This window comes from Ignavibacteriota bacterium, assembly GCA_019637995.1.
In the GTDB taxonomy this organism is placed as follows: Bacteria; Bacteroidota; Ignavibacteria; order Kapaibacteriales; family UBA2268; genus JANJTB01.
Map to the genome: position 1 here is coordinate 1067419 of JAHBUQ010000001.1, position 26268 is coordinate 1093686.

The following is a 26268-nucleotide window of genomic DNA, read 5'->3' on the forward strand; positions in this document are numbered from 1 at the left end:
AAGTCAGATAAATCAATTGATTTTAAGGATTTTCTGAATTTTTTGCTTCACCTTGGTTTTAAATTGAGAATAAAAGGAAGTCATCATATTTTTATAAAGAGGGTATTCCGGAAATATTAAATATTCAACCTGATAAGAATAATAAAGCAAAACCATATCAAGTGAAGCAGGTAAGAAACATTATTTTAGAATACAAACTTGAGGAGTATCAATATGAGTAAATATGAAATTTTAATATATTGGAGCGATGACGATAATTCCTTTATCGCTGAATTACCCGAACTCCCGGGCTGTATGGCTGATGGAAAAGACTATAATGAAGCTTTAAAGAATATACAAGTTGTTATGCAAGAATGGATTGAAACAGCTATTTCGTTAGGTAGAACAGTACCTGAAGCAAAAGGTAAATTGATATATGCCTAAAAAATGGTGTATCAATTTAAATTTTTTTCGTTCAGAAGTAGAAGAATGTATCCTTATTGCATAAGTCTTATATTCCACTAAAATTAATTATAGCAATGGAGCTTGCTCAACGATAGAGAAATTTGTGAAGATGTGATTTTGTTGAAAGTTGAAAGTTAAAATAATATTCAGCAACAAAGGGCTTCAGCCCTTTGCAGCAGAAGGGAAAATGCCGCTATGACGAATTTTTCATTGATTGAATTGATTATTCAGTTCAAAACAGATCAATCTATATAAATTCGGGGTACACGCTCTTTAATTGCCGTCGTGATTTCATAAGGGATTGTCCCCATTACCTCAGCCAGTTCATAAGCTGTAATGGTATCATTTCCCTGTACGCCAAGGAAAACGACTTCATCACCGATTGTTACATCATCATTTCCAACATCAATCAGGCATTGGTCCATACAAATAGTCCCGACAAGCTTATATCTCCTGCCGTGAATGAGGCAATCTGCTTTACCGGATAATATTCTGTGATAACCATCGCCGTATCCAAAAGGCACAACTGCCACTTTTTTCTGAGAGTCGGAGATATATTTCAAGCTGTATCCAACGTTATCACCTTCAGAAACAGTGTTAATATTAATTACTTTTGATTTAAGTGTCATTACCGGCTTTAAATCCAACTTTTGGGACATATTTTCAAAATCCATATATCCATATAGCGAAATTCCGCATCTTGCAATGTTATACTTAGGGTCAGAGAAATTAAGCACACCCCCGCTGTTAAGAGAATGTATATATTTGAAATTATACCCGGCGGCTTTTAATTTTTCGATTGTATCATCAAATTGATTCAACTGATAATTGGCAAAAGTTCTGTCATCAAGCTCTGAGCTTGCTAAATGAGTGAGAATGCCAATCATTTCAATGCCGGCAAGACGGCTTGATTCATTCATAAATTCAATTGCATTCTCAGGTTTAATACCATCACGATTCATCCCTGAATTGATAAAAAGATGAGTTTTGATTTTCATATTTCGCTTGACTGCCTCTTCCGACAACTTTCTCAAAACTTCAAAGTCCTCAACAGAAGCCTGAAGATTATATGCCGCATAAAAGTCAATATCTAATTCAGTGCCCGGAATCAGAATAAAAATTTCACCGGTGTCTCCTTCTCTTCTAAGTCTTACGGCTTCATCTGCAAATGCAACTCCGATGACATCAACACCTTCTTTTCTTAGCTCTTGAGCTATTCTCACAGCGCCATGTCCGTAAGCATCAGCCTTGATTACAGGCATTATATCAGAATTTCCTGCTGCCTTACGAATCATTTTTAAATTGTGCCGCAAATTAAATAAGTTTATTTCAGCTATTGTCGAACGCATAATAATTTTTTATTTTAATCAAAATTGCTTATTTTCAAATATATTATTTGGTAAAGAATTAATATTTAGTGACGATTATATTAAAAATATGCTATAAAACAATTTTGATGGTGAGAAAATGAATAGAAATAATATCGCAAAATTATTTAATTTGAAAATATTATTTTTTTTGTGTTTAATTTATATCATTCCTACTCTGGAATCCTGCAAAACTGCTGAAGTATGCCCGGAAATCAAAGCTTCAGGGAATGCCTCATCGAATGTAAATACTCCTGATGACCAGCTTTCGCCTTTCATTTTTGATAAAGATGTTTTTTACACAAACAGAAATCGCAAAGCACAGAAATTTTCGATGATGACAGGTGTTCTTCGTAAAGATGAGATTATCAATACTATTCCTCTTAAGGATGTAAATATTAACTCTATCAGTGATGGAGGATTAATTAAGCTGTACCGCAAGAATATTCTGAACAGAACATTTGCTTATTTTGCAGGAATAACAACTACTACAAAAGTACCGAACAGCGACATTTATTTCACATATAAAAATGATAATGATAGCTGGGTTTTGCCTGTTATGCCTGAAAATATAAATTCTGAATATTACGAATCATATCCCGCACTTTCTTATGACGGCAATCTTCTTGTTTTTGCATCAGATCGCCCTGGTGGGCTTGGCGGGATTGACCTGTACGTATCTGTAAAAAATGAAAATGGCATATGGTCGCAACCGATTAATCTCGGTAAAGATATCAATACTGAAGGAGATGATATTGCTCCTTTTATAAACCTTGACGGAAGTCTCATTTATTCAACAAATGGTAGGAATGAAAGCAATACATTTGATGTATTTATAGCAAATGAAACAGAAAGAGGCATCTGGAGAAACTCACACAAACTTCCGGCACCAATAAATACAAATCACAATGAAACCGGAGCTAGTCTGTATAATAATAATATTTATTTGTCATCTGACAGACCAGGTGGTTGTGGAGGATATGATATTTACACATTCAGACACTGCGGAGATGTTATCCTTGAAGGCATTGTAGAGGGTGAGAAGAAAGAGCTTCCGCTTGAAGGTAAACTCTATCTTCTTGACGGTAATCGTGAACTGATTAATGTTACAGAAATAAAACAAGACGGGAAATTCAGATTAGAACTTCAGCCATCAAATATTTACTATTTGCAGTATTTTAATTCATGTGTTCCGAATTATGTTCCTGAGCAGCTTGTTATCGCACCATGTTCTGATACAACTGTTGTTAAGATAATGGTAAAATTTGTCATTCCTGCATCAACACGTAAATTCGACTTTGCTAATTACAAAGTGCCATTTTTTGTTTCCGGGTATTATCACCCCAATACACCATCAACACTTGATAATTTAAGGTTGAAATTTGCTTATAACCTCATTGGAAATGAACCCGAAACTAAGTATATCGAAAAGCCCGGTGAACAATATGATGATTTCGCTATTATTGTACAAGGTGCTTTAGACGATGCTATCGAGCATATCGGACGTATGCTCGAAAATACAAATGAGGATTGTATCAGAAATCAAAGAAGCTTCAAAATTAAAGTCAATGGATTTGCAGACCCAAGACCTATTTCAGACTTCTCAAAATATGCAGATGAAAGCATTAATGATAATATCTTGAAATTCTCAATCGAGAAAAACGCCATTATTGACAATTCAAAACTTTCGCTTCTCAGGGCTTATTTTACAGCAAAATATATAATGACAAAACTCAAACCGAAGGTTACTAACGAACAATTCTCAATGATAAAATGGGAAATTGAAGGACTCGGTATTGACGAAAGTGATAAGACAAATGAGCTTAAAAGGCGTGTAAACATTGAAATTGGAGTTGTAGAATAACTTTTTTTGCAATAATATTTTTTCTCTTAACATAAATTACTTATTTTAGTAAATTATAAACTTGTATTTTAGTTTTTTAATATTCATGTAATTTTCAATTAAGGAGTGCTTAATGGAAGAGATGTACAACGATGGCTTTACAAGTGAAGACATTGAACAAAACAAAGTGATGTCACTACTTGCCTACATTATATTTTTTATCCCTCTTCTGGCTGCTAAAGATTCAAAATTCGCCAGATATCATGCTAATCAGGGATTAGTATTGCTTTTACTAGGAATCTCAATTTCACTTGTTTCAAGTATTATTCCAATCATCGGTTGGTTCATAATTGGACCTTTAGGAACAATTTTTGTTATAGTTCTTGCTGTGATGGGAATTATCAATGCATTAAATGGTAAAGCTAAACCACTCCCTCTAATAGGTGGAATTAGTTTGATCAAATAAGTCATATTTCTTTTTAGCTTTCGGGCTCAAATACTTTCATAGATTGTATTTGAGCTTTATTTTTTTGCATATTTATAAATCTCCAAGATTTAGAATTATATAAGCAAGTTATTAATTATAAGTTACTCAGTATAAATGGCAATTGTTACTTAAGATTACTTAAAAATTCCTCAGCTAATTTTAAGGAACTTTCGAGTTTATCTTTTTCCATATTATCAATTTGGTGGATTATAAGTTTCATCCTTGGATTTTGAGCAAGCACATCACGATTTTTGAAAATAAATCTTCTGTAGAGAGCATCCCAGATATCGCACCATTCATCTTTTTTATAATCACTCATTTTCAGGATATAATTTGAGCCTGATAAATAAGGTTTAGTACTCATCAATCCACCGTCTGCATACTGGCTCATTCCGTAAACATTAGGAACCATCACCCATTCATAAGCATCTACAAACATTTCCATAAACCAATTATAAACCTCATCAGGGTTAAATTCGCATAATTGCATAAAATTTCCCAATACCATAAGCCGCTCAATATGATGACACCAGCCGTGCTTGAGGTTTTTTTTGATTGAATCGTCAATAGGCTTGATGCCGGTTTCACCTGTCCAAAATGATTTCGGAATACTTCTTTCAGCTTTCCAGAAATTGGAATTTCTCTGGCGATTACCTTCAATTACATAAACAGCACGGATGAACTCCCGCCAACCGATTATCTGCCGAATAAAACCCTCAAGTGAATTGAGGGGATAATCATAATCGTCATGAAATTCCAAAGCTCTGTTTACGATATACTGAGGCGATAAAATACCTGTATTCATAAATGGTGTAAGCACTGAATGAAAAAGAAACACCTCTTCAGACAGAATCGCATCCTGAAAAGCTCCATAATTTTCCATTCGTGTCTTAAGAAATTCATCCAAAAATTGAATTGCAGATTGAAATGTTACGGGATATTTGAATTCTTCAGCTCTTCCGGGATTATCAGGAAAATGTTTGTTTATATAATCAATAGCCTCGTAAACATGCTTATTTTTTTCAGGAAAATTTATTTCAGGCAGTTTTACATTATCAGGCATTTTTTTTCTATTTTCTGTATCAAAACTCCATTTACCACCAATCGGTTTTCCATCTTTGATAAGAATATCCAATTTTTTTCTTTGTTTAATATAAAAATCTGCCATTAAATATTTGCCATCATCGAAGTATGAAGCTGCTTCATCATGTTTGATCATAAAATTAGGAGTATTGTAAAGTTTTCTAGTCATACCATATTTTCTGCAAAGACTGTTAATTTCAATTTCCATGTGATAATCAACAGTTTCAACGTGATGGATTTTTTTTACTCCTCTTTCAGAAAGCATTTTGAAAATATCTTCAAGTGAATTGCTTCTCCAGAAGGCAATATAGTCAACATCATAGCCATATTTTGTAAGGTACTCTTCATAGAATTTCATACTTGCCCTATGAAGAACAAGTTTTTGTTTATGAAATTTTCTTGATGTAAAATACAAGCTTTCTTCCACAATGAAAACTTTTCTATTTGTTTTGATGCAAGGATTATATTCGTAAATATGATTAGGAAAAATTAGTGAAACTTCCATAATACTCTCAATCAAAATTATTTTTAAAATTTAATTTTATACAATATCAAAAGTAAATAAAAAATTTTCATTTTAATAAAATTTTTCAAATATTTATTAATATTAATTATAATATTTGTTTAATTCTAAAAAAATCAATAATTTTGCTAATATATTTTACGATTGTTGAATTTAGTTTTACGAGAATTTATCATGAAAAGGTATCTTATAATATTTTTTTTATTGTTAGGAATTTCTAAGTTGTATTCACAGGGAGCAGTCAATAGCCCGGCTGTTATATTTCAATTTATTGAAAAATCTCCAATTATGTATCAATTCTCAGAACTTAAAGATACAATTTTGCCACCTGACAGGTCAAAGAATGTATTAGAGAACAAGTACAGGCGCATTGTTGATGGTGATGAAATCTTTGTAATAGAATATGATGATGAAATTTTCAGCAACGAACTTTACATTTTGGGTATGAGTTTATTGAATTCCGGAAATTATGATGATGCTGCAAGTAAATTTAAGCTACTTTATGAAAATTTCCCTGATTTTTATAAAGCATTAACTTTGCAGGGACTTTGTCTACTTAAAAAAGGCAATGCAGATGACGCACTTGACTTATTGAGAGACGCAATCAGTGAAAATTTTATTGATTTTGAAGCACATCTGTTACTTGCTGATTTGTATGATGAGATGGGATTGATAGATGTAGCAATCAGACATGTCCTTTTTGCAAATATAATTAATCGCAATAATCCTGAAATCAATAACAAAAGACTTGAAATTTTTAAAAAGAAAGGATTTAGCAATGTAGAATGGTTTTTTGTTCCGCAAATAAAATATAAAGCAAGTAAAAGCGACGTTGAAATGATAGTTAAAGAGCAATATACCGGATACGCAATGGCTGAATCCCTTTGGAAGTTTGATGATGAATATCGAAAAACCAAAAGTGACCCTGATGCAGAGATTAATTTGAACAGAACTTATGAATGTATTTCAACACATGCAGCAGCTGTTTCGCGATTTCCAATGTATTTCGATACTCCTGAAGGCAAATGCTTCAAAGCCGCTTTAGAAAATAAAATGGTAAGCGAATTTGTATATTTCGAAATTATATTACCTGATTATCCGGCAGAGGCATTGAAATTATCAGAAACCAGAATCCACAAAATTGCAAATTATATAATAAACGCCAGAGGCGAAGTTAAATAACAGACTTGTTTTTATAAGAGAAGATACTGATACAATGAGAAATATACCAGCTTCAAGAATTACCGGAAAACTACGCACAAAAAACAGCAATGGAAAGTCATTGACCTCTTATGATTTGTATTTCAATCGTGAACTTAGTTTGATTGAATTTCAGCGAAGAGTATTAAGTGAAGCCGAAAATCCAAAACAACCTCTATTGGAGAGATTGAAATTTTGTTCTATTTTAAGCTCAAATTTAGATGAATTTTTTATGATAAGGGTTGCCGGACTTAAAAGCCAGATAGCTGGTGATGTGGTTGAGCTTTCTTATGACGGAATGACTCCAAAGCAACAACTAAAGGAAATCCGCAAAAGATTACTGCCAATTTATAAGAATCAGGAAAAAATCATCAAGGAACAGATATTCCCTGAATTAGCTTCAAACGGTGTGGTGATAGACCATTACAACAATTTAAATGACAATGACAAATCTGATTTGAAGGAATATTTTCTTACTGAATTACTTCCTGTTCTGACTCCACTTTCGTTGGGACCTGCAAATCCATTTCCAAGATTGATTAACAGAAGCTTGAATATTGCATTTGTACTAAGTGACGGAAAAGATGATTATATAGAAAAGAATGTTGCTTTTATTCAGGTTCCAAACGTATTGCCAAGGTTTATTAATATTCCCAATGAAACCGGTATCAGATATGTTCTGATTGAGCATATTATCATTTCTTTTGCGGATATTATTTTCCCCGGATTAAGAATTGAAGCAGCAAATACCTTTCGGGTAACCCGTGACGCTGACTTTGAAATCGCAGAAGATGAAGCTGAAGATTTGCTTTCAGAGATTGCTGAACAGGTAAAATTACGCAACTGGGGACGAGCTGCAGTACGACTTGAAGTAACTGCAAAAATGCCGGATTACTTAGCAAAACTGCTTATGAAAGCTCTTGAACTCGAAGCAGATGACTTGTATATTCATGACAGACCACTTAATCTTGTTGATTTTATGGAACTAATGAAGTTAGATCTTAGAAATCTAAAAGATATCCCATTTGTATCAAAGAAAATACCTGAATTTGATGGTGAATTTGATGATATGTTTAATTATTTAAAATCAAATGAGATACTTGTACATCATCCATTTGATACTTTTTCGGGTTCGACTGTAAAACTTATTTCAGACGCAGCTTGCGACCCTGATGTCCTTGCTATAAAGATTACACTTTATCGTGCCGGAAGTAATTCTGAAGTAGTGGAATCACTAAAAAAAGCTGCCGAAAACGGAAAATATGTTACTGCATTTGTGGAGCTTAAAGCCAGATTTGACGAAGAGAAAAATATAATATGGGCTAAAGCTCTCGAACAGTCAGGCGCTCATGTCATATATGGAGTACCCGGACTGAAAACGCATTGTAAAATTGCATTAGTTGTTAGACGAGAATCCGGTAAAATTAAAACCTATATACACTTGTCTACAGGTAATTATAATCAGGTAACTGCTCGTCTTTATACTGATATTGGATACTTCACATCTAATGAAAAATTCGGTCAGGATGCTACTCATCTTTTCAATTACCTTACTGCATATTCTTACCACAAAGACTGGAATCATCTAATTGTTGCGCCTGTTGACCTTAAAAACAGAATTCTGGAAATGATTGAACGTGAAATTGAACTACATACGCCTGAAAATCCGGGAATGATTTTCGCTAAAATGAACTCTCTTGCCCATAGGGAAGTAATTCCCGCTCTATACAAAGCATCTCAGAATGGTGTAAAGATTCGTCTTCTGGTTCGAGGAATTTGCTGCCTGAAGCCTGATGTTCCGGGTTTCAGTGAAAACATTGAAGTAAAGAGTATTATTGGTAGATTCTTAGAACATAGCAGAATATTTTACTTCAAAAACGGAGGAAACGAAGAGTATTATTTGTCAAGTGCCGACTGGATGTCTCGAAATCTGCAGAGAAGAGTGGAGTTAATGTTTCCAATACTTGATGATTCTCTAAAACAGCAGTTATGGAATATTTTGAATATTTATTGGGATGATAACTGCAACTCATGGAGACTTTTAAATTCCGGAGAGTATGAAAAAATCAAGTGTCCCGAAGATGAAGAACCTATATCAGCTCAAGACTATTTTCTTGAAGAAATCCGCAATTATAAGTTGTTTTAACCATTATGAAAATTGAACTTAGAATTGCACTCAGATATATAATCACAAAAAGGTCATTCCATTTTATTTCTGTGATCACTATTTTATCATTAATTGGTATTACAGTAGGTGTAGCAGCATTAATTTCAGTACTATCAATATTTAACGGGTTTCAGAATTTGACTAAAGCTCAGTTTATTGGTTTTGACCCTCACCTGAGAATAGTACCCGAAAAAGGAGCATGGATTGATGCAGATGAAAAACTAATTGAGAAAATAAGGAGTATGCCTGAGACGAAGCAAGTAACAAAAACTATTGGCGGTAGAATTGTAGGAATAAATGACAAAGAATTGCAAGTATTTTCGCTTGTAAGCATTCCTAAAGAAGATTTGGATTTTCTCGAAGGTGTAAGAAAAACAACTATTTTCGGCAATTTTTCTATACAAACGAGCAGTGGATTTCCCGCAATGGTAATGGGGAATGCTTTAGCTGACAGACTTAGGGTATTACCGGGTGATACTATAAAACTTGTTTCACCCAAGATGATAGAGCAGTCAGTCGTTGGTTTTCAGAGGCAGCGCGAAGTTAGGGCTGTTGTAACCGGAATATTCAATTCCAATATTAAAGACTATGATATTATGTACGGTTTTGCTTCGGATACTCTTGGCAAATTACTATTGAATCCTAAAATCGGACATTACTCAACTATAGATATTAAACTTCACAAAATTGAAAACCTCGAATATGTCAAGAGCAATTTGCATACTTTAACTGCCGGCATTTCAAATATCAAGATTCAAAGCTGGCAGGATCTAAATCCCGATTTATTCAATATAATGAGATTTGAAAGATTTGCTACTTTTTCAATATTAAGTATTATTATTGTACTTGCAGTATTTAATGTTCTGGTTTCTCTGTCAATGACAGTAGTCGAGAAGCGTCAGGATATTGGAATACTTAAAGCTCTTGGTGCAGGCAGAAGCATGATTCGGAATATATTCCTTTGGGAAGGTATAATAATTGGCATTGTCAGTACTACAATTGGTACGGCACTTGGACTATTTTTGACATGGGGACAAATAAATTTCAAATGGTTCAGAATTGATGCAAGTAAATTTATAATTGATGCAATTCCTGTTGCAGTTTCTACAAGCGATGTTGTAATTGTTGCTCTATTCTCATTATTTTTAACGTCAATTGCAACAATATATCCGGCATTCAGAGCATCATCAACAGAAGTTATTGAAGCTATCCGAACCGGATAGCAGTATTTATCTCATAAAATCACGACGTATTTCTCTCTCGACATCACGTTTTTTCACATCTTCTCGTTTGTCAAATTTCTTCTTTGCTCTCACAACAGCAATTTCGACTTTTACAAGATGACCCGAGAAGTAAATACTGAGAGGCACAATAGTCAAACCCTTTTCCTCCACTTGCGACTTAAGTTTTGCTAATTCCCGCAGATGAAGAAGGAGCTTCCTGTCACGATTTGGCTTATGATTTTCTCGATTCCCAAAATCGTATTCTTTTATATGAAGATTATGTATGAAGATTTCTCCATTTTCAAACGAAGCATAGGAATCCTGCAGATTGCATTTACCGGCTCTTAGTGATTTTACTTCAGTACCCTGAAGAACAATACCACACTCATATTTTTGCAAAATCTCGTATTCAAATCTTGCTTTCCTGTTCGATACTACAATCTTAATTGCTCTCTGACCACTTGTTGGTTTGTTTGATTCCATTATGCTATTCTAATTAACTCTTTAAAATTTACTCAAAAATACGAAAATTTAGATTAATAATAATAAATCGGCTAAAATTCTAAAATATTTCAGACAAATGTAAATTTTTTATATTTAACCTCTTGCCATAATAATTAATTTGAGTAGTTTTGTACTTTGTTTTTAGTACATTTCTAAAATATAAAATAATCAGAATGAATAAAATCACTCAACCATTAGTAGATTTGATGCGAAGGATGAAATTATGGATGGAAGGATTCGCCGAACGCCCCGGAGCGATGTACATTCTCGCAGGACTTGCATTTATAGAATCTTCATTTTTTCCTTTACCGCCTGATATTTTGCTTATTGCCATTGCTGTGTCTGCACCTAAGAAAGCTTTTAAAGCAGCCCTTTGGTGTTCGATAGGTTCTGTTTTTGGAGGAATTTTCGGCTATTATATCGGCTATGGGCTTATGGAAACCGTAGGTATGAAAATAGTTGATTTTTACCATGCACACGAAGTATGGAATAAATTAGTTGTTACTTTTCAAGGTGAGGTAGGATTTTGGTTTTTAGCAGGTGCGGCGTTCTCCCCTATTCCTTATAAAATTGCTACTATTGCAGCCGGAGCAACCAAGATGCCAATTATGGAATTTATTTTAATCTCATCACTTGGCAGAGCTGCAAGATTTTTCATTGTTGCAGGAGTGATATATTATTTTGGACCAAAAACCAAAGACTTTATTGATAAATATTTTGATAAGTTGTCGCTTGCATTTTTAGTGTTGTTAATTCTCGGATTTGTATTAGTAAAATATATAATATAAAATATCTTGAAAATCAACAAAATAAAGTTTACAGAAAGGTATCTGAATTTTATAGAGAAAAGTGTTGACCGACTGCCGGACCCATTTTTTCTCTTTGCAATTCTGGCATTGTTAGTAATTCTTGCATCGTATATTGGTGATATGTCAGACCTTTTTGCAATACATCCGGGCACAGGACAGCGAATTGATGTTATAAATTTAATTTCTAAAGAAAATATCGCCAGAATGTTTACAGATTCTGTTGTAAATTTCGTAAATTTCCCTCCGCTGGGTGTTGTACTGGTGATGGTTATAGGTATCGGAATTGCCGATAAAACCGGTTTTTTCAAAGTGGCAATAGGTGCTTTCTCTCAATTTGTACCTCCAAGATTTATAGCTCTGCTCTTTATATTTTTGTCTGTAAACAGTAGTGTAATGGCTGATTCCGGTGTTGTACTGATGCCACCCCTCGGGGCAATGGTTTTTGCAGGAATAGACAGGCATCCTCTTGCCGGATTGGCTGCGGGATTTGTCGGTGTTTGCGGCGGATTTAGCGCAAGTGTTGTTATTACCGGACTTGACCCGCTATTAGCGAGTTTGACTGAGCCTGCGGCTAAGCTCATTGATGCAGAATACCAGGTCTTCCCCACTGCAAATTACTATTTTATGGCATTTTCAACTTTCTTTGTAACGATTATTATAAACTATATTACTAATAATATTGTTGAGCCACGCGTCAAGGATATTGAAGTTTCAGGAACTTATCTTAATTTAGACCGGACTATCGAAAAACCTGATGCGACTCAAAGAAGAGCACTTTTACATTCTCTGATATCAATGATAATTTTTACGGTTATAATTTTATTAATGACAATTCCGGAAAGCGGAATTTTGAGAGATAAAGCCGGAAACCTGCTTCCATTCTACCGAAGTATAATATTTTTGATTATGGTGGGATTTTTTGTTGCCGGAACAGTTTACGGAATATCAGCAAAAGTAATCAGTTCAGGCAAAGAACTTGTAAAAATGAGTTCTGATATGATGAACACAATGGGCGGTTACATTGTCCTTTCATTTATTATCGCTCAGTTTATAGCATATTTCAATTGGTCAAATCTCGGTATAGTTACTGCAATTAAAGGCGCTGATTTCCTTCGTGATTCCGGTTTTACAGGTGTTCCACTTGTTGCAGGATTTTTGGTATTTTCGATGGTAATCAATATTTTTATAGCAAGTGCATCAGCAAAATGGGCAATCCTATCCACTGTATTTGTGCCTATGTTCATGCTGCTCGGAATGCCTCCTGAAGTTACGCAGGCAATATACAGAGTAGGAGATTCTGTCACAAACTTTATTACTCCAATGTTTCCGTATTTTCCGATTATCATAGTTTTTGCTCGTGAAATATCCAAGGAAATTACATTCGGGAAGTTGGTTTCACTTCTAGTTCCCTATTCGATAGCATTAAGCATAATCTGGGGAATAATATTAGTTTTGTGGGTATTATTTGGTATTCCTATGGGACCTGGAGTACCAAGCTCACTGAATTAATATCCTAACAAAATACATATCAATACTTAACGTCTATGTTTTTTATTACTAATCAAAATTTATTTATTTATTCGCAATATTTTAGGGAGATTGAAGTATGAGTAACGAAGTTTCTGCAACACAACAGGAATTTGAATTTAAAGCAGAAATGAAGCAGCTTTTACATCTGATAATCCATTCATTATATACCCATCCTGAAGTCTTTTTGAGAGAATTAGTTTCAAATTCATCCGATGCGATGAATAAAGTCAGGATAAAAAAATTAACTGATTCTGAAATAATCAGTCCAGATACCGAGCTTAGAATTAACATTATGATTAATAAAGAACAACAGACGTTCTCTATTGAAGATTTTGGTATTGGTATGACCAAAGAAGAATTGATTAATAATCTGGGTGTTGTAGCCAGTTCCGGCACACTAAATTTTCTTAAATCTGCCAAAGAATCAGGTAAGCCAATTGATGCAAATTTGATTGGTCAGTTTGGCGTCGGATTTTATTCCGTCTTTATGGTCACAGACGAAGTTGTCGTCGAAACTCGCAGTTCTGAGCCATTTTCCAAGTCTTACAAATGGACATCCAACGGCGAAGCTTCATACACAATTGAAGAAAGCGAACGGGATACGCGCGGTACAAAAATTTCATTCAAGTTTAAAGATGAATACTCTGATTTTGCCGATGAATTCAGAATCAAAAATATCCTAACAAAATACTCGAATTTTGTCGAATTCCCTATTTATGTCAACAACGAAAAAGCCAATAAAGTTGAAGCTTTATGGCATAAGAAAAAGGATGACATTAATGATGAGGAGCTTACTGAGTTTTATAAATTTATAAGCAATGATTATCAGGACCCGCTTGGGCATTTACATTTGAATATTGAGGGCAATATAAATTTCAAGGCACTTTTGTTTATACCGTCTGTAGCACCTGCAACTTTATTCAGAGATTTTAATGAAAAATCTGTTCAACTTTATTCAAATAAAATATTTATTCAGGATAATGCAATTGATTTGATTCCTGAATATCTCAGATTCCTGCGCGGTGTAGTTGATACAGAAGATTTACCTTTGAATGTATCTCGTGAAGTTACACAAAACAGCCCTATAATGGCGAAAATCCGAAATGTGATTACTTCAAAAACTTTGTCAATGCTCGATGAATGGGCTGACAAAGAAAAAGAAAAATATAACAAATTTTTTATTCAGTTCGGTGCTTTGTTTAAAACCGGATTAAATTCAGATTTCACAAATAAAGACAAAATTACCGAATTACTCAGATTTGAAACTTCTGAATTTCCTGAGGGAGAGCTCCGTTCTCTAAATTCTTACGTAGCTTCAATGAAACCTGATCAAAAAGATATTTATTACGCAACCGGAAATACACGAGAACAACTAGAAAAGAATCCAAATTTAGAGTATTTCAAAAAGAATAATTTAGAAGTTATTTATTTCACAGACCCGGTTGATTTATTTGTTATGCCATATTTATTTGAATATGACGGTAAGAAAGTAGTTTCAATCGAGAAAGCTGAAATTGACATTAAGGAAGATGATACTAAGCAAACTGATACAATTGGCAAAGATGCAGCTAATTCTTTAGTAGATGAATTCAAAAAAGTATTAGGAGACAAAGTAGAAGATGTCATAATCTCGAAACGTCTTGTTGATTCACCCGCTTCAGTTGTACTTGGCAAGGAAGGATTTGATCCGCAAATGGAAAAAATGATGAAAATGATGGATAAGGACTTCAAGGCATCAAGGAGAGTTCTTGAAATTAATCCAAGTCATCAGCTCATAAAAAATCTCTCCAAATTGCATATTGCAGGAAATAATTCCGAGCTTTTATCAAAAAGTATTCAACAGATTTTCGAAGGCTCTATGCTTATAGATGGCAATTTGGAAAACCCTGTTGATTTTGTCAAAAGAATGTCTGAAATTCTTACAATAACAACCAATCAATAATAGAAAATAATTTACTATAGGATAATAATACATGAAGTTATCGGAATTTAAATACTCAACAGCAAAAAATAGCATTGCTAAGTTTCCGGCTGAACCACGTGATTCTGCTAAATTGATGCTTATCAACAAAGAAAACGGCGATATAAATGAAATGAAATTCAATAATATCATTGACTTATTTCATCGCGGTGATTCACTTGTCATCAATGAAACAAAAGTATTTCCTGCAAGACTTTTTGGCAAAAAGGAGAAGACCAATGCCAAAATCGAAGTAATGTTGCTCCGTGAACTAAAAGCTGAAGATAGGATTTGGGATGTACTTGTTGAGCCCGCTAGAAAAGTAAGAATTGGAAATAAAATCTATTTCGATAACGGCAAATTTTATTGCGAAGTAATTGATAATACCACTTCAAGAGGCAGAACAGTAAGGTTCAGTTATGAAGGAAATTTATTCAGCATTATTGAACGAATCGGCGAAATGCCAATACCTGAGTATATCAAAAGAGAACCAACAGACCTCGATAAACAAAGCTATCAGACTGTTTTTGCAAGCGAAAATCAACTCGCCTCAATAGCTCCTCCTACCGCCGGGTTACATTTCACAGAAGATATTCTCGCGAAATTGGAGAGTAAAGGGGTAAAAATTGTTAGGTTGGTGCTCAATATTGGTCAAGGCATTTTTGAGAAAATCGAAGTTGAAGATTTGACTAAACACCGAATGTATTCAGAATATTTCGAAATCTCAAGAGAAGCTGCTGAAACCATAAATAAATCATTGAAGCTCAAGAAAAATGTATTTGCGGTTGGAGCTAGTGTGGTTCGTGCTTTAGAAGCTTCTGTACTTACAACAGGTGCAGTAAAACCTAATCGTGGTTGGACTGACAAGTTTATTTACCCACCTTATGAATTTAAAATTGCAACTCATTTCATTACTAATTTTCATCCGCCTGCTTCACCTTCGATGCTTATGGCATCTGCATTTGCCGGACATGATAATTTAATGAAATCTTACAAAAGAGCACTAAAAAATGATTACAGATTTTTTGCTTATGGCGACGCCATGATGATTTACTGATAAATCAAATTTATTTTTTGTCCAAAGGCTGTTATCACTAAATGAAAGCAGCCTTTTTTGTTATCTCAAATATCAATAATTATCTTACATTTATCCTTTCAATTTATATCTTTCTCCATGTATTTCTTCAGGATTTGTAAATCTATGACAAAAAGGCACTCCTATAAGGCTCTGCATGGATTGACGAAACACTCAATTCAAGTATATTGCAGGGATCAACTTAATTTATATTTTCTCGAAAACAGATATAAAAGAAGTGCAGAAATAATTCCGATAACTAAAAAAACAAGCCATATATATTGAGGTGAATATTCATTCCATAGTAATTCGGTAGCACCTTTTGCAGAAGTATTTGTAAGATTCATTAAAGTCATAAGAGCGTTGGAATGGTCAAGTTCAGAGTTATATTTAAAATTATTGTTAATATAATCAATTGCAAGTGAGCTTTTCTCAGCATAATTCTGGTACAAATATCCTCCAAGAATTGACCCGCCTCCAAGTCCAATAGCAAGCGACAGACTTATAAAACCCATATAAGTAGATTTTTTCTCTTTGGGTGCAATTTCTGACATATAGCGACTGAAATTGGGATTTGTAATCATTTCACCTGTTGTATAAATTAACATACCAATTATCGCTGCAATACCGTATTGCGACCACCCTGAAAATGTCAAACCGACTGCAGCAATTATTACACCTATAATCAAACTTGTTGTTATTCGGAATCCTGACAGCATCCAATTGACAAATACAACTCCTATTATTATTAAACCGGAATTAAGATTATAAAGCCATTTGAATTCTATCATCTTTCCAAGACTTGTCTGCATAGTCATACTTTCCGGTAAATTCATTGCTAATGCGATATCGGAAGTATCTATCCAATCATAAATAAAGTTTGGAAGTGTTTCATAGAATTGCATATAAATGATCATAAAGCCTGATAGAATCAGCACGATAAATATTACTTTTCCTTCGATCAAGCTACGGAACGTATCTTTTATAATCATTGAATTGTTACTTTCGTTACGGTTATTATCCTGAATGAAAAGAACAGGAATAATAGAAAATAAAAGAATAACCCCCAAGCCTATAAATAATATTTGCCATGAAAAACTTTCAAGATATTTTGCAAGTGGCGGGGCAAAAAAGACTGCAACATTTATAAGCATCACATTCATACCCCATGCTACTGAGGAATTTCCTGAACTGACTTTATCAGCAATCATTCCATAAAGTGCAGGTCTGTACAAGCCTAATCCAAATCCTATAATCAAAACTGAAAATAAAAATGAATAAAATTCTCTCTGAAACGCTGCTAAGAAAAATCCAAATACTGCAATTATAATTGCAATTACAAGCATTCGCTTTCTGCCGAATTTATCAGCAAAACCACCGGTCAGAACGGGTGTAAGATTCTGAACTAAAGCCCAAACAAGAAAAATCAATCCCTTCTCGGTATGCTCAAAATGAAGACCACCGACTAAATCTTTCTGCGAAATATAAACTGCCATTTGCAGAACCAAAGCTGCATAGCTTAGTCTTTCCAGCATTTGTATAAATTGCAGAAGCCAATATTTTCCGGGTAAACTTTTTATTGATGATATTAATTTCAAAATTTTCTCAAATAAATGCTAAATAGTTTATAACTATAATCATGTATATTGAAATTATTAGAATTCCGGTGATATTCAAAATTATTCCTGCTTTTATCATATCTGCAATGAGAATTTTTCCTGAGCCGTAAACAATTGCATTTGGTGGTGTTCCAACAGGTAACATGAAAGCAAATGATGCCGAAAGAGTTGCAGGCAACATTAAAATTAAGGGGTTAATATTATTGGATTTAGATATTGAAGCCAATAGTGGCAATATTGCATTTGTTGTTGCCGTATTTGATGTCATCTCAGTTAGAAATGTAAGAGATGTTGATATTGAAGCAATCATTACAAAAGGCGGCAAATCATGTATATTATTAATATTATTGCCAATCAGTATTGAAAGCCCGGAATCAGTAAAGCCTTTTGCAAGAGCAAAACCACCGCCGAAAATTAAAATCACTTCCCAGGGGACTTTAGCAAGCACATCAATGTCAAGCAGTTTACTTCTTTTATTATTATCCTTAAACTTGGATGGAAGTATAAATAATATCAATCCTGATAAAATCGCCACTGTACCGTCATCAATAAAACCTTGATTAGGCATTAATTCAGACCATCCGGAAATTACTATAAAATCGAGGTCAATTGGAGTTCTGAAAAGCCATAGAAGCACAGTAGTTAAAAAAACAAATAAAACAATTTTTTCCTCATAACTTATCTTCCCTAATTTTAAGAGCTGTTCCTGAATAATTTTTCTATCTATTTGCAGGGCAGTATGAGGCTTAAATAATACTTTAGAAAGCAAAAACCATGTAAAAAAAAGCATTGTTATCGTAACAGGCAAACCGAAAATCAACCAATTAGCAAAAGTGATTTTAGGAAGTTCGGGAAAACTCATTTCGTAAACACGTTGGAAAATAAGATTTGGAGCTGTTCCTATAAGAGTACCTATACCTCCAATTGATGAAGCGTAAGCAATTCCAAGCATTATGCTCACTGCAAATGTTTTCACCGCCGGTGCACCGTATTCTTCCTCAAGCTCATAGATAAAAGCCATACCAATTGGAAGAAGCATCACTGTTGTTGCAACATTTGATATAAACATCGAAAGTACAGCAGAAGCAGTCATAAATCCAAGTACAATCCCGGTATTGCTCGTACCCAATAATTTTATGATTATAAGAGAAATTCGTTTATGAAGCATCCACTTTTGCATCGAAAGTGCGATTAAGAATCCGCCTAAGAATATTAAAATCGTGCTGTTGAAATATTCTCTGGCTATGTCATTTCCTGCTATAAGCCCCAAAAAAGGCATTGCAACTATCGGTACAAGTGAAGTTACACCAAGCGGTAGTGCTTCAGTAATCCACCATATAATCATAAGTACTGCTACAGCAGCCATTAATGATTCTGTTGGATGTTGTGAACTAATTGGAAAAATCAGAAGCAGTATAAATAAAATCAGCCCTGAAAAAAATCCAATCGGCTTTGAGTTTGCAATTATTTTGTTGGTTTTCACGTATTTCAACTTTATTGATAAGTCAAATAAATATCTTACAAATTCGGTTTTAAATAAAAATTGTGAACGAAATGAATTTGCAGATGTTTTAAACGAGGTGACAAATATGAAAATTCAAAATTTCCCCACCATAAAATCCGAGAGTTAATATTTCAAACAAGCAAAATATAAATCATATATATTAAAACAACTTAGCTGCTTCTTCTATTATTTTTGACTTTGCATCATCAAGACTCATGTCGAAAAGTCGTGCGCCTGCTGCATGAAAATGTCCACCACCACCAAATTTAGCAGCTAATTGTCGCGCCGAGATAACGCCTTTTGAGCGGAAAGATACACGAATTTCATTTTTAGAAGGCATATTAGAAATTAGAACACCCAACTGAATTCCTTTGAGAGCAAGGGTTTTCTCAACAAAGTTATCAATATCTTCATTCTTTGCTCCTGTACTTCGGAACATATCATCAGTTATCATCATTAGAGACATTTTTCCATCAATATACAATTTAATATTTCTAAGAGCTTCACCTAAGATATGTGTGGCAGCAAGCGATCCTGTGTTATAAATATTATCATAAATACTAACCGGATCAGCACCGCACTCAATTAATTTTCCAATTGTAATATGAGTTTCTTGATTTGTTCCAGGGAATCTGAAACTGCCAGTATCAGTCATTATCGCTGCATAAATTGCAGATGCAGTCTGAGAGTCAATGATAAAATTTTCAAAAATCCTTATCAAATTAAAAATCATCTGCCCTGTTGATGTTTCTTCTGTATTAATAGCATAAAGGTCAGCAAATTTCTGGGGCTCAATATGATGGTCAATTACTATTTTGAAAGCTCGACTGTTTGAAACCGGTTCCTGAACTGATTTTAGTCTTTTGGGGTCGTTGAGATCAACAATTATTATCAAGTCAGCGGAGTAAAAATGTTGGATATCTCTTGATTTATCAAAATGAAGTATTGAATTTTCAGTATCAAGGAATTTTAAATTATCCGGTGTTGGACTGTCATTAATTATGTAAACCTTTTTACCAAGGTGTTTCACCAAATTCCTGAGTGCAATTTCAGAACCGATTGCATCTCCATCAGGATTTGTATGAGTAGAGATAATTATATATCTTGATTTTTCAATTTTATCTTTGACAATAAGTAAAACTTCATTGATATTCATTTACTATTTACCGATTTATGTAATTAGGAAAAAGACGGAAAATATTAGACTAAAGTGTTATAAGCCGGCAAAATCATTAATCAAATTAACATCTCATTCCGGCAAAAAATATAAGAGGACACTATCTAATTCGAATAATAACAGACCTGTTCATCATTCGACCGTATGGAGTATCATTTGAGAAAATCTCACTTTCAGGAAATACTACTTCAAATCTGCCGTTGGGATTAGCAATCAGCTTACGGGCTTCCGCAGCTCGTTTGAGTGCCAGATTTCGGTTATAGTCATCAGTTCCGATATTATCTGTAAGAGGTATAATCTCAATTATTCTTCCCTCGAAAGACTTACTTCTTATATAATCAAGTGCAAATGAATTAACTAAATAGAAATCTGCTTTATCAAATGTTGTATAACCTAAAATAAATTCTTCAATTTCAGCATTTTTATCGGATTTATTCAAGTTAATATAGCTTCTGATTAGTTTTTCATCGTGTGTGAGATAAAACGCTGACTTAGCTACAGCAACATTGCCTTCAGAGTCTTTTACTTCTGCACTAATTTCAAAAGTATTCGGCTTATTCTGGGGACTGACAAACATACCGGAAGAAAAAACAAATTGATTTGTACCCATTGTTAGTGATGTCTCATTTTCACCGTTAAGTATGGTAGTGCCCTTGAACGATGCAGTATCTTCAGCAAAAAATATAGGTGTGATTGCCATAACTTTATTGAAATTATACATAAGTTCTTCGCTTGATACTTTTACCTCAATCATGCCTCCGTCAGTTGAGAAGTCAAAATATACTTTTCGCGCTTCTTCGGTCAGATATTCATTATTGTGTTTTTGATTTTTGATTGTTCTTGTTTCTGTAGTAAACAATTTATTTGCAATACCGGCATCTGTTAAATTTTTGGATACAATGTCTAAACGTTTTTTAAGAATGGCGATATCCTCATCTTCTGTTTGTGCAACAATTTTGAATTTCGTGTCAGGGTAAAAACTAATATGCTCAGCAATTATCTTAGGATAATTATTTGGAAAATCGAGTTTTTCATAAGATTTAAAATTTCCGTCATATAAGTCTGAAAGTTTGTTCGAAATACTGCCAATCGGAACTGTCTTGGTTGAGTTTCTCTCAAAAATCAGCACCGGCATAAGAGATGCGTAAGTAATATATTCAAACTTGTTTATAGTAACTTTAAGAGTATCACCTGAATTTACTTTATTGTAATCAAAATCAGTCAATAATTTCATCTCAGGTTTACGAGCCAGGGGTGGAGGTTGCGGAGCGGGCGGCTCGGGTGCAGGTGGCGCCAGAGGTCTTGGAGGTTCAGGCTTTTTAATATTGTAATGAAGAGCTATTCCGAGAGTAACTTGATTTATATTCAAATCAAGATTAGAAGCCAGCTGAGTTAATCCATAATTGAAAGAAGCGTTAGCAAATACTTCATAATCGGAAAATTTATAGACAGGGTATCTTCCACCTATACTCAAAGCGGCAAATATCGCTGAAGATTCCGGAATATCAGCTCTTGCTGAATTAAAATCCCGCGTACCATCGGGGAAGGTCACATCCTGTGGTGAAAGCAGTACTTCACGTTGAAAGAATTCTTTTGATAACGGAATACCAACATTAAAGCCAAGCTTAACACCCAAAGGAAGTTTATTTGAAGGATTAAACCAAAAAGAATGTTCTGTATTAAGCAAAGGATAAGTTATGTCGAGCATATGGTCAACAAGAATCCGCTCATACGAATCAACGCCTAAGTCATTACCTATGTATTGATTAATTGAATAAGCAGCTGATAAATCATTATAACCAAGCATTAGCGAGTAATTAATATCATATCCGAACAGATTGAACACATTTCGGATTTCCCCGCCAAGATATATTGAGGGTGCAATACCAAAAGCAGACTCATATTTAGGACAACAGTTTTTGTAACCCCCAATTTGATTGAAATCTGAACTATACAAATTACCGTTTAGATTTACTGCACCTTTCAGTATATATTCACTGTAAGGATTTGAAAAAGCCGAATTACTTATTAAAATAATACCGATTATAATTAAAGCTGATTTATTCATTATTATGTTTTATCTTTCTATGTTCGTTATCTTAAAATAATTAAATTGATTACAGAGAAGTCATTTTGGGAGCTTAATCTGATTTTATAATTTCCTGTGCCAAATTTTGCGAGATTTAAATCAAGAATATTATCACCAACTATGCCATTGAAATCATCACAAATCATTGTAACGTTGCCTGTGTTGTCAATAATCTCACATTTAATTTCGGCATTTTCTAATAATTCAAATCTGATTTTTGCCGCTACTACTGCGGGATTTGGTATTACAAGCATTTCTCCGATAATTGCATTTCTCGAAACAATGTATCTATCTTCACAAATTCCATCAATTATGATTTCACCAGTATCCCTTACAGTTGTTACAAATTTACTCCAAACGGAATTTTCAGTCATTATAAGAAGTGACCTGTCAGTATCTGTAAGACCTGCAACACCTTTAATGACAGCTAAGGTATCGCTTTTATCAAAGTCACCTTCCACTTCGATAGTAAATGTTCGTAAACCATTTTGAACTGTATTGCTTAAGAGCTCTCCCCTGTTGAATTTTGTCATAATTTCGACGGGCAGGAATATTTTGGAATTCACAGTGAATTCACCGACAAATTTACGAACACCTGCGTAATGACCATTTTCAGAATTGCTGTATATTACCGGAATTCTTACATCTTCGTTGTAAGCTTCGGTCACAACAGTTGGAAGTGTGAAAACACTAGAGCCGCGATAAAAATCAAGATTGATAAATCTCTGAACAAGACAAGGGTTTGCATCAATTATAAGCTGCCCCTGACTCTCATCAACAGTATTCCAACGAATTTCAATTAATGTCTCCTCGCCGGGCTTTAAATTAAAACCTCCGGGAGTCAATACTTCAAATACATTTGGCTCTGAGGTTCTGAAATTCTCAAAGAATACATCAGTCAAACCGGAATTTTTAAGCAATAGTCCCCTTACAGGTATTTCAGGAATAAATCTTAATGTTTCATGAGAAATATCAACAAATGAACCAATTCCGCGACCTCTGATTTTTGATGTCTTGAAAATTCTGACCTGATTTGAATGATGAATAAATATTTCTGCTTCATGCAGGCCGAGTTCACTAGGTACATACATTATATCAACAATAAATATTTCTCCGGGTTCAAGAACTGTATCCCTTATAAGCCTTCTGTTACCGAAGTATGCATCCTCATTATCAGATAATAAAGTATAATTTACGATTAAAGGGACGGGGTCGTCATTTCTAAATAGAGGAAATTCCCTTCTGACAGTATCACCAATACAAACATCTCCAAAATCAAAACCATCATTAAGCAAAGTTAATGTACGCGGAATCGAGTAAGTTTCAAATGGTATTTTATACTGTTTCGAACAATGAATTAATATCAAAGTATCACTGACAATGCCTGTATCAAGAGGATTATAGACTATATCAAAATTAAGACATTCGGTTGCAAAAGCAGTATCCCGTTTCCATTCTGCCGGCATCCTGAAATTTACAGAGTTTTGGAAATAAGCATCCTGAATATCAGCCATTGAGCGTCCAATATTACATATTGAAGTTATATTATGCAGATTAAATGTCCCTTGATATGTATCATCAATTCTTACAACTTCGTCAGTAATTTTTGGCAGTTCAAGAATTAAATTTCCCGCACTTTGGTCTTCTTGTGGATATGTAAATGTGCGATATACTATATTATCAATAAATGCATTAGATGTGGATACTATCGAAAACCCTGATGGAGACATCTTCATATCAGTCATAATACCTGAATGTCCAAACATATTTGAGCTATTTTGATTTGTGGTTAAGTCATACATTGCGATTTGCTTGTCAGTTTCAGAACCGACTACAAGGGATGTAGAAGTCGGATTAAAATAGAGTGCGACAGGATTTCCTGCTGATGGGTCAAAAACGCGTGCGATTTTTTTGGATTCTATATCCACTAAATAAACGTTTGTTCTTAAGCCAGAATTATCTGCTTGAGTTCCGAGTGATAAAAATCTTCCGTTTGGAGAATAAGCAATATTCAGAAAATTGGGAAAATTATTAAAATACAACTCATCAAAGACTGTAAATTCATCCAATCTAACGAGTTTAACCCTGCCATTTATCAGAAGAACAGCAGCAGAATCAGAATTTGAATTGAACGCAATATCCATAATCGGAGATTCGAAATTTATCTCTCGTAATAGTTCATCTGTTTCCATCGAATATTGTAATATTCTTGAGCCGTATTCCGGAAAAACTGCAACATATTTTTTAAGTCTGTCACTCTTAGTATTTCTAACTCTGAATCCTTGCGGCAAAGGTATTTTCTTTACAGGATTTATTTCAGCGGAATTGAATACAGCGATTGTATCATTCTGCATAAAGAAAGGCAAGGTAAAATTGCGGTATCCAACATAAAATTTGTCATCTTTTGCAGTATATTCGATGCCAAAAGAATAAAACCTTTGTTCAGAAAATTCATCATTTTCTTCTATAAATTGACGATTTAATATTTCAGATTTACCACCTGTTGCTAAATTCCAAGTAAGCACCTTACCCATTGAGTTTATAGAAGATAGCTTTGTCCCTGGATAATTATAATTTACGGCAAAAACCGGTAATCTGTCCTCGCTGAGAATTTCCTCTTTACTATTTTGAAAATCCTGTCGAACTCTGAATCTAAAAAAGCGATTTTCAATATTAGGAAGTCGCCAGGTATAAGTTGAGTCTATAACAACATCAATCATCTTCCAATCAAGACCGGCATTAGTACTGTAATAGATTTCGACCGGATTATTCGGATCGTGACCCTGCCATTTAATAGTTACATCCTGACATGGTGAAAGCACTGTACCCGGCTTAGGTTCGGTAAGTACTAATAACTTTTCAATAGCCACTTTGAATGAATTACCATAAAGTGGAATATTTCGTTTCATACCATTATTGAAATGAATTGTAAGTATATCCTGATAGTATATATTTTCCAATGGAGTAAATCTGATATTGACAAGGTAATCAATACCCGCAGCAATTTCAGCAGGTGGCTGACGCTTTTCGCCTATTTCAGGACCAAGCCAGTCAATTATGAATATTGGTGTTTGAGTTGTTAATGAATCAATTTTAATTGGAATTTGCTGAAATGTTCTGGAGTTCTGTAAATAGCCGTTAAGCTTAATTTGAAAAGGTATCGAATTACCCGGCTGCACAATAGGCCAGCTGGCATTTCTTATCTGTTGATTATTAATACCTGCAATTACCGTAAGTATAGGAAGCCATTCCATTCTACCCCTGAGATTTATTCTGTAAGGAAGGTTTTTGTACAAGGTTAAAAGCTGAGCATTATATTCGCTGTTTTTGGTAAAGTCATAAAGTTTAGTATAATAAGTTATAGTCTGCCATCCACCCTGTAGCGGTGTGACTTCAAGTGGCTCACAAACCATTGATTCTTCAAGGATATAAAAATCCTTTTGAGTAAGCGCAACAAAATTGCCACCGTCTGTAACATTGACATTTATTCGTATTAACGGGAAATCCTCTGTATTTACATTAAACAGTGGAGGCACATTCTGTAAATTTATATTAACCTGTGAATAAGATACTATCCAAGACGCAGAGAAAAAAATCAGTAAAAATAGTAGTCTATGCATAAAAAAACTTTTTCGACTTTGTAAAATTTTATATGCACATATAG

The 26268-nt window shown here is 34.1% G+C and carries 18 protein-coding genes; 10 read left to right on the forward strand and 8 right to left on the reverse strand.

What is annotated here, in order from left to right:
- Positions 1–213 precede the first annotated feature (213 nt).
- Positions 214–423, forward strand: a complete 210-nt coding sequence (locus KF896_04265) for a type II toxin-antitoxin system HicB family antitoxin (GenBank protein MBX3042912.1) — start codon at positions 214–216, stop codon at positions 421–423.
- Positions 424–686: 263 nt separating this feature from the next.
- Here the strand turns inward: KF896_04265 and alr are convergent, their stop codons facing one another.
- The gene (alr, locus tag KF896_04270) at positions 687–1793 is read right to left on the reverse strand and encodes an alanine racemase (protein ID MBX3042913.1); all 1107 of its coding nucleotides are present in this window, start codon (positions 1791–1793) and stop codon (positions 687–689) included.
- Positions 1794–1911: 118 nt separating this feature from the next.
- Here alr and KF896_04275 point away from each other — a divergent pair, with 118 nt between their 5' ends.
- Positions 1912–3675, forward strand: coding sequence for a PD40 domain-containing protein (locus KF896_04275; GenBank protein MBX3042914.1), 1764 nt, complete (start codon positions 1912–1914; stop codon positions 3673–3675).
- A gap of 112 nt (positions 3676–3787) precedes the next feature.
- On the forward strand, positions 3788–4120 hold the full coding sequence (locus tag KF896_04280; GenBank protein MBX3042915.1) for a hypothetical protein: 333 nt from the start codon (positions 3788–3790) through the stop codon (positions 4118–4120).
- 145 nt (positions 4121–4265) lie between these two features.
- Here the strand turns inward: KF896_04280 and KF896_04285 are convergent, their stop codons facing one another.
- Positions 4266–5729 carry a cryptochrome/photolyase family protein gene (locus KF896_04285; protein MBX3042916.1) on the reverse strand — a complete coding sequence of 488 codons (1464 nt, stop codon included), beginning with the start codon at positions 5727–5729 and terminating at the stop codon, positions 4266–4268.
- A 192-nt stretch (positions 5730–5921) separates the two neighbouring features.
- On the opposite strand from KF896_04285, the gene KF896_04290 reads away from it, so the two are divergent.
- From KF896_04290 to KF896_04300, 3 genes are read left to right on the forward strand one after another with little or no spacing between them, the layout of a single operon-like run.
- Positions 5922–6929, forward strand: a complete 1008-nt coding sequence (locus KF896_04290) for a tetratricopeptide repeat protein (GenBank protein MBX3042917.1) — start codon at positions 5922–5924, stop codon at positions 6927–6929.
- 34 nt (positions 6930–6963) lie between these two features.
- The gene (gene ppk1 / locus KF896_04295; protein MBX3042918.1) at positions 6964–9093 is read left to right on the forward strand and encodes a polyphosphate kinase 1; all 2130 of its coding nucleotides are present in this window, start codon (positions 6964–6966) and stop codon (positions 9091–9093) included.
- 5 nt (positions 9094–9098) lie between these two features.
- Positions 9099–10337 (forward strand): ABC transporter permease, encoded by a 1239-nt coding sequence (locus KF896_04300; GenBank protein ID MBX3042919.1) that lies wholly within the window; start codon positions 9099–9101, stop codon positions 10335–10337.
- A gap of 6 nt (positions 10338–10343) precedes the next feature.
- Here the strand turns inward: KF896_04300 and smpB are convergent, their stop codons facing one another.
- Positions 10344–10820: an SsrA-binding protein SmpB gene (gene smpB, locus KF896_04305; protein ID MBX3042920.1), complete on the reverse strand. Its 477-nt coding sequence runs from the start codon at positions 10818–10820 to the stop codon at positions 10344–10346.
- Between the two features lie 224 nt (positions 10821–11044).
- On the opposite strand from smpB, the gene KF896_04310 reads away from it, so the two are divergent.
- The 4 genes from KF896_04310 to queA all read left to right on the forward strand — a co-directional run bounded on the left by KF896_04310 (position 11045) and on the right by queA (position 16197).
- The gene (locus KF896_04310) at positions 11045–11629 is read left to right on the forward strand and encodes a DedA family protein (protein ID MBX3042921.1); all 585 of its coding nucleotides are present in this window, start codon (positions 11045–11047) and stop codon (positions 11627–11629) included.
- Between the two features lie 6 nt (positions 11630–11635).
- Positions 11636–13159 carry an AbgT family transporter gene (locus tag KF896_04315; GenBank protein MBX3042922.1) on the forward strand — a complete coding sequence of 508 codons (1524 nt, stop codon included), beginning with the start codon at positions 11636–11638 and terminating at the stop codon, positions 13157–13159.
- Positions 13160–13256: 97 nt separating this feature from the next.
- Positions 13257–15122 (forward strand): molecular chaperone HtpG, encoded by a 1866-nt coding sequence (gene htpG / locus KF896_04320; GenBank protein ID MBX3042923.1) that lies wholly within the window; start codon positions 13257–13259, stop codon positions 15120–15122.
- Positions 15123–15153: 31 nt separating this feature from the next.
- Entirely contained in the window at positions 15154–16197 is a 1044-nt protein-coding gene (gene queA / locus KF896_04325) for a tRNA preQ1(34) S-adenosylmethionine ribosyltransferase-isomerase QueA (protein MBX3042924.1), read from the forward strand.
- Positions 16198–16412: 215 nt separating this feature from the next.
- Here queA and KF896_04330 read toward each other — a convergent pair whose 3' ends face one another.
- The 5 genes from KF896_04330 to KF896_04350 form a co-directional block, all read right to left on the reverse strand.
- Positions 16413–17813: an MFS transporter gene (locus KF896_04330; protein MBX3042925.1), complete on the reverse strand. Its 1401-nt coding sequence runs from the start codon at positions 17811–17813 to the stop codon at positions 16413–16415.
- A 7-nt stretch (positions 17814–17820) separates the two neighbouring features.
- Positions 17821–19317, reverse strand: coding sequence for an SLC13/DASS family transporter (locus KF896_04335; protein ID MBX3042926.1), 1497 nt, complete (start codon positions 19315–19317; stop codon positions 17821–17823).
- 181 nt (positions 19318–19498) lie between these two features.
- Positions 19499–20494, reverse strand: coding sequence for a DHH family phosphoesterase (locus tag KF896_04340; GenBank protein ID MBX3042927.1), 996 nt, complete (start codon positions 20492–20494; stop codon positions 19499–19501).
- Between the two features lie 121 nt (positions 20495–20615).
- Positions 20616–22583, reverse strand: a complete 1968-nt coding sequence (locus KF896_04345; protein MBX3042928.1) for a hypothetical protein — start codon at positions 22581–22583, stop codon at positions 20616–20618.
- Positions 22584–22609: 26 nt separating this feature from the next.
- The gene (locus KF896_04350; GenBank protein ID MBX3042929.1) at positions 22610–26224 is read right to left on the reverse strand and encodes a WD40 repeat domain-containing protein; all 3615 of its coding nucleotides are present in this window, start codon (positions 26222–26224) and stop codon (positions 22610–22612) included.
- Between the last annotated feature and the right edge of the window lie 44 nt (positions 26225–26268).